This window comes from Micromonospora wenchangensis, from assembly GCF_002210435.1.
Lineage (GTDB): Bacteria > Actinomycetota > Actinomycetes > Mycobacteriales > Micromonosporaceae > Micromonospora > Micromonospora wenchangensis.
This window is the reverse complement of record NZ_MZMV01000006.1, coordinates 174,497-181,532: the sequence shown is the minus strand read 5'-3', so window position 1 is coordinate 181,532 and position 7,036 is coordinate 174,497. Positions and strand designations below refer to the sequence as shown.

At 71.2% G+C, this 7,036-nt stretch carries 7 protein-coding genes; all 7 read right to left on the bottom strand.

Annotated elements, in window-relative coordinates:
* A partial coding sequence (locus B5D80_RS05580) for a VOC family protein (RefSeq protein ID WP_088642672.1) occupies positions 1 to 312 on the bottom strand: 312 nt, incomplete at its 3' end.
* On the bottom strand, positions 309 to 1,292 hold the full coding sequence (locus tag B5D80_RS05575; protein ID WP_158224145.1) for an LLM class flavin-dependent oxidoreductase: 984 nt from the start codon (positions 1,290 to 1,292) through the stop codon (positions 309 to 311). The genes B5D80_RS05575 and B5D80_RS05580, both read right to left, overlap by 4 nt.
* Positions 1,293 to 1,300: 8 nt before the next feature.
* Positions 1,301 to 2,272, bottom strand: a complete 972-nt coding sequence (locus B5D80_RS05570) for an enoyl-CoA hydratase/isomerase family protein (protein WP_088642671.1) — start codon at positions 2,270 to 2,272, stop codon at positions 1,301 to 1,303.
* 15 nt (positions 2,273 to 2,287) lie between these two features.
* Positions 2,288 to 3,283, bottom strand: coding sequence for an LLM class flavin-dependent oxidoreductase (locus tag B5D80_RS05565; RefSeq protein ID WP_088642670.1), 996 nt, complete (start codon positions 3,281 to 3,283; stop codon positions 2,288 to 2,290).
* The gene (locus tag B5D80_RS05560; RefSeq protein WP_158224144.1) at positions 3,280 to 4,905 is read right to left on the bottom strand and encodes a class I adenylate-forming enzyme family protein; all 1,626 of its coding nucleotides are present in this window, start codon (positions 4,903 to 4,905) and stop codon (positions 3,280 to 3,282) included. The genes B5D80_RS05565 and B5D80_RS05560 overlap by 4 nt, the downstream gene beginning before the upstream one ends.
* Positions 4,902 to 5,903, bottom strand: a complete 1,002-nt coding sequence (locus B5D80_RS05555) for an LLM class flavin-dependent oxidoreductase (protein ID WP_158224143.1) — start codon at positions 5,901 to 5,903, stop codon at positions 4,902 to 4,904. Before B5D80_RS05555 ends, B5D80_RS05560 begins: the two co-directional genes overlap by 4 nt.
* Positions 5,900 to 6,991, bottom strand: a complete 1,092-nt coding sequence (locus B5D80_RS05550; RefSeq protein WP_088642668.1) for an LLM class flavin-dependent oxidoreductase — start codon at positions 6,989 to 6,991, stop codon at positions 5,900 to 5,902. The genes B5D80_RS05555 and B5D80_RS05550 overlap by 4 nt, the downstream gene beginning before the upstream one ends.
* Positions 6,992 to 7,036: the final 45 nt, after the last annotated feature.

Below are 7,036 nucleotides of genomic sequence, written 5' to 3'. Positions count from 1 at the left end.
CAGGGGGTTGCCGGTGGGGTCGGTGACCAGGGCCCGGCGTTCGTGGGGGCCGGTGATCGGGGTGGAGACGGTGGCGCCCGCGGCGGCCAACTGGGCGAGGCAGGCGTCGAGGTCGTCGACCTGGATGCTGAGCACGGTGCGGCCGGCGACGGGTTGCTGGGTGGCGTCGGCCAGGCCGACGGTCACCGTGCCGTCGGTGACGGCGGCGTAGCGGTCGCCGTCGCGGAACTTCACGGTCAACCCGAGGGAGGTGTAGAAGGCGAGTTGGGCGTCCAGCTCGTCGGCGGGGACGATCACGTGGCCGATCCTCATGGGCGGAACCTCGGCATCACCTCGCGGGCGAACCGCTCGACGATCTCCATGGACCGTTCGATCGGCAGGCCGAGCCACTGGGCGCGGAACACGAAGTGGTTGTAACCGGCGTCGGCGAAATCCTGGATCTTGGCGGTGATGTCGTCGGGCGAGCCGAAGAACAGCGCCTTCTCCTTGATCGCGTCCCACTGGGACTCGAAGAAGTCCATGCCGTACTGGACGTACTCGCCGTAGGAGCGTTTCACCTGTTCACCGGCGACGGCGAACGCGGCCTCCGCGGAGTCGGCCACGCACAGGTCCCGGTGGATCGGGAAGACCGCGTCCCGCTCGTCGAAACCGGCGGCCCGCCGCTGCTCGCGGTAGTCGGCCAGGTTGCCGACGGCCCAGTTGCGGCGCACGTTGGACGGGGCCAGCCAGGGCAGCCCCTGCCGGGCGATCCGGGCGATCCCGGTCGGGCCGTTGGCACCCACCCAGACCGGCGGGTGCGGACGCTGCATCGGCAGTACGCTGCACCGCACCCCGTCCAGGGTGAAGTGCTTCCCCTCGTGGTGCACCGGCTCCCCGGTCCACAGCTGCTGCATCACCGAAAGCGCCTCGTTCATCCGGGACACCCGGGTGCGCCGTTCGATGCCGAACGACGTGAACTCGACGTCGCGGTAGCCCGAGCCGATGCCCAGGACGAACCGGCCACCGGACATCTGGTCGATGGTGGCGATCTCCTCGGCCCAGTGCACCGGGTGGCCCAGCGGCAGAATGAGGATGCCGGTGCCGAGTTGCATCGTCCCGGAGTGGTCGACGAGCCGGCTCAGCAGCGGCAGCGGCTGCGGGGTGCGCAGCGACGACAGGTAGTGGTGGATGCCGAAGACCGAGTCGTAGCCCAGGTCGCGGATGTGCTGGACGTACTCGACGGTCTCCCCGATGCGCCGGCCCAGGTCGTCGCCGGGGGCGTACTGGTGGTCGAGCAGGATGCCGAACCTCACGCCGTCGCCTACTCTTCCCGCGACCGGCTGTCGCTGAGCCGGAAGTACGGGGCGACCAGCCGGTCCCGGTCGGCGAGCGCCTGCGCGATGCCCTTCTCCCGGCGTTCCTTGAGGAAGTTCCAGTCGCCGTCGGCGAAGCTGACGTTGGTGGCCCAGCCGTGCCCGACCCAGCCGGTCATCGCCCCGAGGCCCTTGCCGCGCGCCTCCATCACCACCTGCATCATCGACTTGCCCATCATCAGCGAGTCCAGCGGCATCACCGCGATCGCGTCGGCGTAGTCGTCGACCCACTTCTGGAGTTCGTCACGCGGGACGACCTTGGTGACCAGGCCCTTGCGTTCACCCTCCTCCGCGCCGATCGCCCGCATGGTGAGCATGACGTCCTTCATCGTGGTCAGGCCCACCTTCTCGATCCAGTGGTACATGTCCTGCGGCGCGGGACCGAGGTACCGGAACGCCGGGTGGGTGAACCGGGCGTCCGGGGAGGCGATGACGATGTCGGCCGACAGCGCGATCTGGAAGTGCCCGCCGTAGCAGTAGCCCTGCACCTGGCAGATGGTCGCCTTCAGCGACTCGATGATCGGCCGGGTGAAGCCGGAGCTGAGCACGTTGCGGTCGGGCAGGATGCGCTGGCGCTGCGCCGGGCGACGCCGGGACGCCTTGTCGGTGCCGGTCCGGTAGCCGATGTAGTGGCCGAGTTCGGCGGCGTCGGCACCGGTGCCGAAGTGCTCCCCCTCCCCCGTGAACACGATGACCTTGACCCGGTCGTCGGTCTCCGCCTCACGGACCAGGTCACCCACCCGTTCGAAGGCGGCCACCGGGATGGCGTTGAGCCGCTCCGGACGGTCGAAGGTGATGGTGGCGACGGCCCGCTCCTCGTCGACGTGGTAGCGGACGTACTTCGCGAGGACCTCGGGGTCGACCTCCATGTTCTCGACGTCCCACTGGTTCTCCAGCAGCTCGGCTTCGGTCTTCTTCACGGCGGATTCCTTAGGTCAGGTGGTGGTACGGAAGGCGGGGATCACTTCGGTGGCGAACAGCCGCAGCGAGGCGCGCAGCTTCTCGGTGGGCATGCCCAGCCACCCGGGCCGGAAGATGAGATGGTCGAACCCCAGGTCCCGCAGGGCGGAGATCCGCTCGACGAGGAACTCGGGGGAACCCAGCAGCAGCGTGTTGCGGACCAGCTCGTCGAACCGGTCCCGCTGCCAGCGCAGCGCCGGGTACTCGGCGTACGTCGAGTACTCGCGCCGGGCGTGCGGTAACGCCTCCGCGACGGCCTGTTCGGTGCTCGGCGCGCAGTACAGCTCCACGCCGACGGGCCGTGCCACCGTCGCCGGGTCCCGCCCGTACTCGGCCAGCGCCTCGTTGTAGACGGCCAGGTGCTCGGGCAGGAAGCGGCGGCTCGGCGAGTTGCCCGGCGCGTACCAGGCGTCGCCGAGTCGGGCGGCCCGGCGGACGGCCTTCTTGCCGCCGGCGCCGATCCAGATCGGTGGGCCGCCCGGGGTCAGCGGCGGGATGCCGATGGTCGCGTCGACCTGCGGGTAGAACTCGCCGTCGTGGGTGACCGGCGCGCCGCTCCACAGCGCCCGGATCAGCCGCAGGCTCTCGTCGAAGCGGCGGAACCGGGTCTCCGGGTCGACGCCGAAGGCGGCGAACTCGTTCTCCCGGTAGCCCGCCCCGACGCCGAGGATCACCCGCCCGCCGGAGAGGTGGTCCAGGGTGGCGAACTCCTCGGCGACGTGCACCGGATGGAACATCGGCAGCAGCAGGATGCCGGTGCCGAGCAGCATGTCCCCGGAGCGCGGGATGAGGCTCGCCAGCATCGAGATGGGCTGCGGGGTGGCCAGGTTGGACTGGAAGTGGTTGATCGTCCACACCGAGTCGTAGCCCAGTTCGGCGGCGAGTTCGACGGTGCCGAACAGGTCGTCGAGGTGCCTGCGGAGGTCGTCGCCGGGTGGGTACTGGTGCGACGCCATGATGCCGAACCTCATCGGCTGCCCCCATCTGTCGATCGGCTGGTCCCGCCCGCCTCCGGCACGGGAGCCGCTGCGCGGCTGATCTTGCCGGCCTCCGGCAGGGGGGCCGCTACGCGGCTGATCTTGCCGGTGGCGCTGCGTTCCAGCGCGGGCACGAACTCGATCCGCCGGGGTGCCTTGAAGTGGGCCAGCCGCTCCCGGGCGTACGCGACGAGCCGGGCGGCCAGGTCGGTGTCGTCGACCGTGTCGTCGGCGGCCCGGACCACCAGCGCCACCGGGATCTCGCCCAGCCGGTCGTCCGGCCGGCCGAGCACCCGGACGTCGCGCACGAGCGGATGCCCACGCAGTTCGTCCTCGATCTCCTCGGGCCAGACCTGGAAACCGCCGCACTTGATCATGTCCCGCTTGCGGCCGACCAGGAAGAGCACCCCGTCGGGGTCGACGTAGCCCATGTCACCGGTGTGCACCCAGCCGTCGCGGACCAGTTCGGCCGAGGCGGCGGCGTCGTCGACGTACCCCCGGGTCAGGGCGGAGCGGACCACCACCTCGCCCTCCGCGCCGGTCGGCAGCGCGGCCCCGGCGTCGTCGCGGATCTCCAGCTCGACGCCGGGGTAGACCCGGCCGGCCGAGCCGGGCTTCCACCGGCCGGCCTTCATGTCCCGGCCGGTCCAGCCGGCGATGTGCCCGGCCTCGGTCGAGCCGTAGTTGACCAGGATGGGCACCCGGTAGCGCTCCTCGAAGGCGCGCCGCACCGGCCAGGAGATCGCCTGCCCGGCCACCAGCACCGACCTGACCCCGGCGAACGGCAGGTCCCGCTCGGCGTGCACGATGTCGAAGACCATGGTGGGCAGCAGGAACAGGTTGTCGAACCCGAACCGGGGCATCAGGTCGGCGAGCCGGTCGACGCCGAAGCGTTCCCAGACCACCGCCGCCCGCCCCACGAAGTACGCGAACAGCAGCGCGTGCTGGCCGCCGCTGTGGAACAGCGGCAGCGCGATCAGGTTGGGGCGGGCGTCGCGGGCGGCGCTGCCCTCGGCCTCGGTGCCGGTGGTGACCCGGGCGAGGCGCATCAGCGACTCCCGCGTCCCGCCGTGGGTGACGCTGACCGCCTTGGGTCGTCCGGTGGTGCCGCCGGTGAACAGGATGCACGCCTCGGCCTGCGGCCCCACGTCGACGCCGGTGACCCGGGTCTCCTGCCGCCACGGCAGTTCGGGCACGTCGGTCAGCGGCGACGTGACGGACCGGACCGGGACCTGGGCGGCGTCGCCGTCGGCGGCGAGGAAGGTGGCGACCACGTCGGGTCGGCGGTCGTCGACCAGCAGCAGCCGGGGCGCGGTCTTCGCCACCGACTCGGCCAGCTCGGCGGCGTTGTAGAGGCTGCTGACGGTGACCGGCACCGCGCCGATCTTCCAGGCCCCGAAGAGCAGGAAGACGATCTCGGGTCCGTTGGTCAGGTAGCAGGCGACCCGGTCGCCGGGGCCGACGCCCTCGGCGCGCAGCGCGGCGGCGACGCCCCCGGCGAGCAGGTCGATCTGGTCGAAGGTCCAGGCACGGCCGTCCTCGCCGTACAGGCCGGGCAGGTCGCCCCGGTCGGCGCACCGGCCCTCCAGGATGCCGACCAGGTTGCCGGCGCTCACCGGGTCACCCCGGTCGCGGTCGTGGTGACCCTGGGGATGACCTCCGCGCCGAAGCGGGCGAGCTGTTCCATCGCCTCGTCCTGGCTCGCGCCGACGAACTGGTGGCGCAGCGAGACCTCGGTGATGCCCAGCTGGGTCTCCCAGCGGCGCAGCTTGGCCACGATCTCGTCGGCCGAGCCGACCAGGCAGTCCTCGGCCAGGTACCGGTCGAGGTCGAGGGACTGCGCGTCGTCCCAGGACTTGTAGCCGGCGTACTGGCGTTCCAGGTGCGGGCGGACGGCCGCGACCGCCGCCGGATAGCTGTCGCCGAGGTACGCCTCGCGGCTCATCGGGTACTCCCGGTCCAGCGGGAAGCCGTGCTCGGCGAGGTCGGCCCGGTAGATCCCGAGCAGCCGGGCCAGTTCGGCGTCGTTGCCCTTGGGGCCGATCAGCCACGGGGCGTCCAGCCGGGCGGCACGGCGGACGGCCGGTTCGGCGAACGCGCCGATCCACAGCGGCGGGCCGCCGGGCTGGGCCGGGCGCAGCGCCAGCGACGCGCCGGGGACCTCGCCCCAGCTGCCGGCGACGTCGATCGTCTCGCCGTTCCACAGGGCGCGCAGGATCGGCACGTACTCCCGCAGCCGGCGCAGCCGGTCCTCCCAGGCGACGCCGAACGCGGTGGTCTCGCGCTTGCGGTAGCCCGCGCCGAGGCCGACGGTCAGCCGGCCGCCGCACAGCACGTCGAGCGAGGCCAGGTCCTCGGCGAGGGCGACCGGGTTCAGCAGCGGGGCGAGCAGCACGCCGAACCCGATGCGGACCCGGGAGGTGGCGTGGGCGAGGTAGCCGGCCAGCGGGACGGGTTGGACGAACGCCGACCGGGCCAGGTAGTGGTGGCCGAGGTAGACGGCGTGGAAGCCGGCCGCCTCGGCGGCAGCCGCCTGGGCCAGTACGCCGTCGATGCCCTCGGCGGCGGACGCCGACGGATCGAACTGGGCACTCAGGAAGCAGCTGATCTTCACCCGAGGACCGCCTCGGCGGTGGGCACCCGCTCGGCGGCGCGGTCCTGGGCCCGGAAGTGCGGGATGACCTTGTCGGCGAACTCCTCCATGGAGCGCAGCGCGGCGGCCCGGTCCAGCGACGGGATCCGCAGCCAGCCGATGTAGTGGTTGATGCCGAGCTGTTCGCGCAGCATCTCGATGGTCTCGATGACGCGCTGGGCCGAGCCGAAGTTCCCGCCGTGGGTCAGCGTCTGCTCCAGGGTGAGCAGCTCGATGTTCTTGGCGACCGCCGCGTAGTAGGCGCGTTCCTTGGCGATGGCGTCCTCCGAGCCGGGGATGACCTTGCCGACGGACTTGTAGTAGTTCATCGCCGCCTGGGCCGCCGCGCGCAGGCCCTCGTCGCCGTCGCCGCACCAGACCTGCTGCATGAACGGCAGGTCGTAGGTGGACAGGTCGAAGCCGTTCTCCCGCATGCTCTGCCGGTAGAGGTCGAAGTTCTTCTGCATGATGCCCAACGGCGTGAAGTTCGGTGAGGTGATGATCGACTCGCCGAGCGCGCCGCGTTCCCGGAAGCTGTCCGGGGAGACCGTGCCCTGCAGGATGGGCGGCCCGCCGGGGGTGAACGGCCGCGGGTAGGTGGTGACGTTGTCGTAGTGGAAGATCTCGCCGTGGTAGGAGAAGTTCTCCTGCGACAGCGCGAGCCGCAGGATCTCCAGGGTCTCCTGGTAGCGCTGCTTGGACTCCTCCAGCGGGACGCCGAAGCCGGCGAACTCGGCGGGCTGGTAGCCGCGGCCGACACCGATGGAGACCCGGCCGCCGCTGAGCACGTCGAGGGCGGCGATGTCCTCGGCGAGGCGCAGCGGGTGGTGCAGCGGGAGGACCAGGACGGCGGTGCCGATGGTGATCCGGCGGGTCCGCTCGGCGACGGCCATGCCGAAGTTCACCGGGCTGCCGAGGATGCCGTACTTCGAGAAGTGGTGCTCGGCGAGCCAGACCGAGTCGAAGCCCAGCTCGTCGGCCAGCTGGATCTCCTCGAGGGTTTCTCGGAGCACCTGATGGTCCGATGCGCCGTCGGCCACCGGGAACAGGTTCATGATTCCGAACTTCACGGCCTTCTCCTCATTTATTCCGACCAGCCGGTATGTTACTGCTCC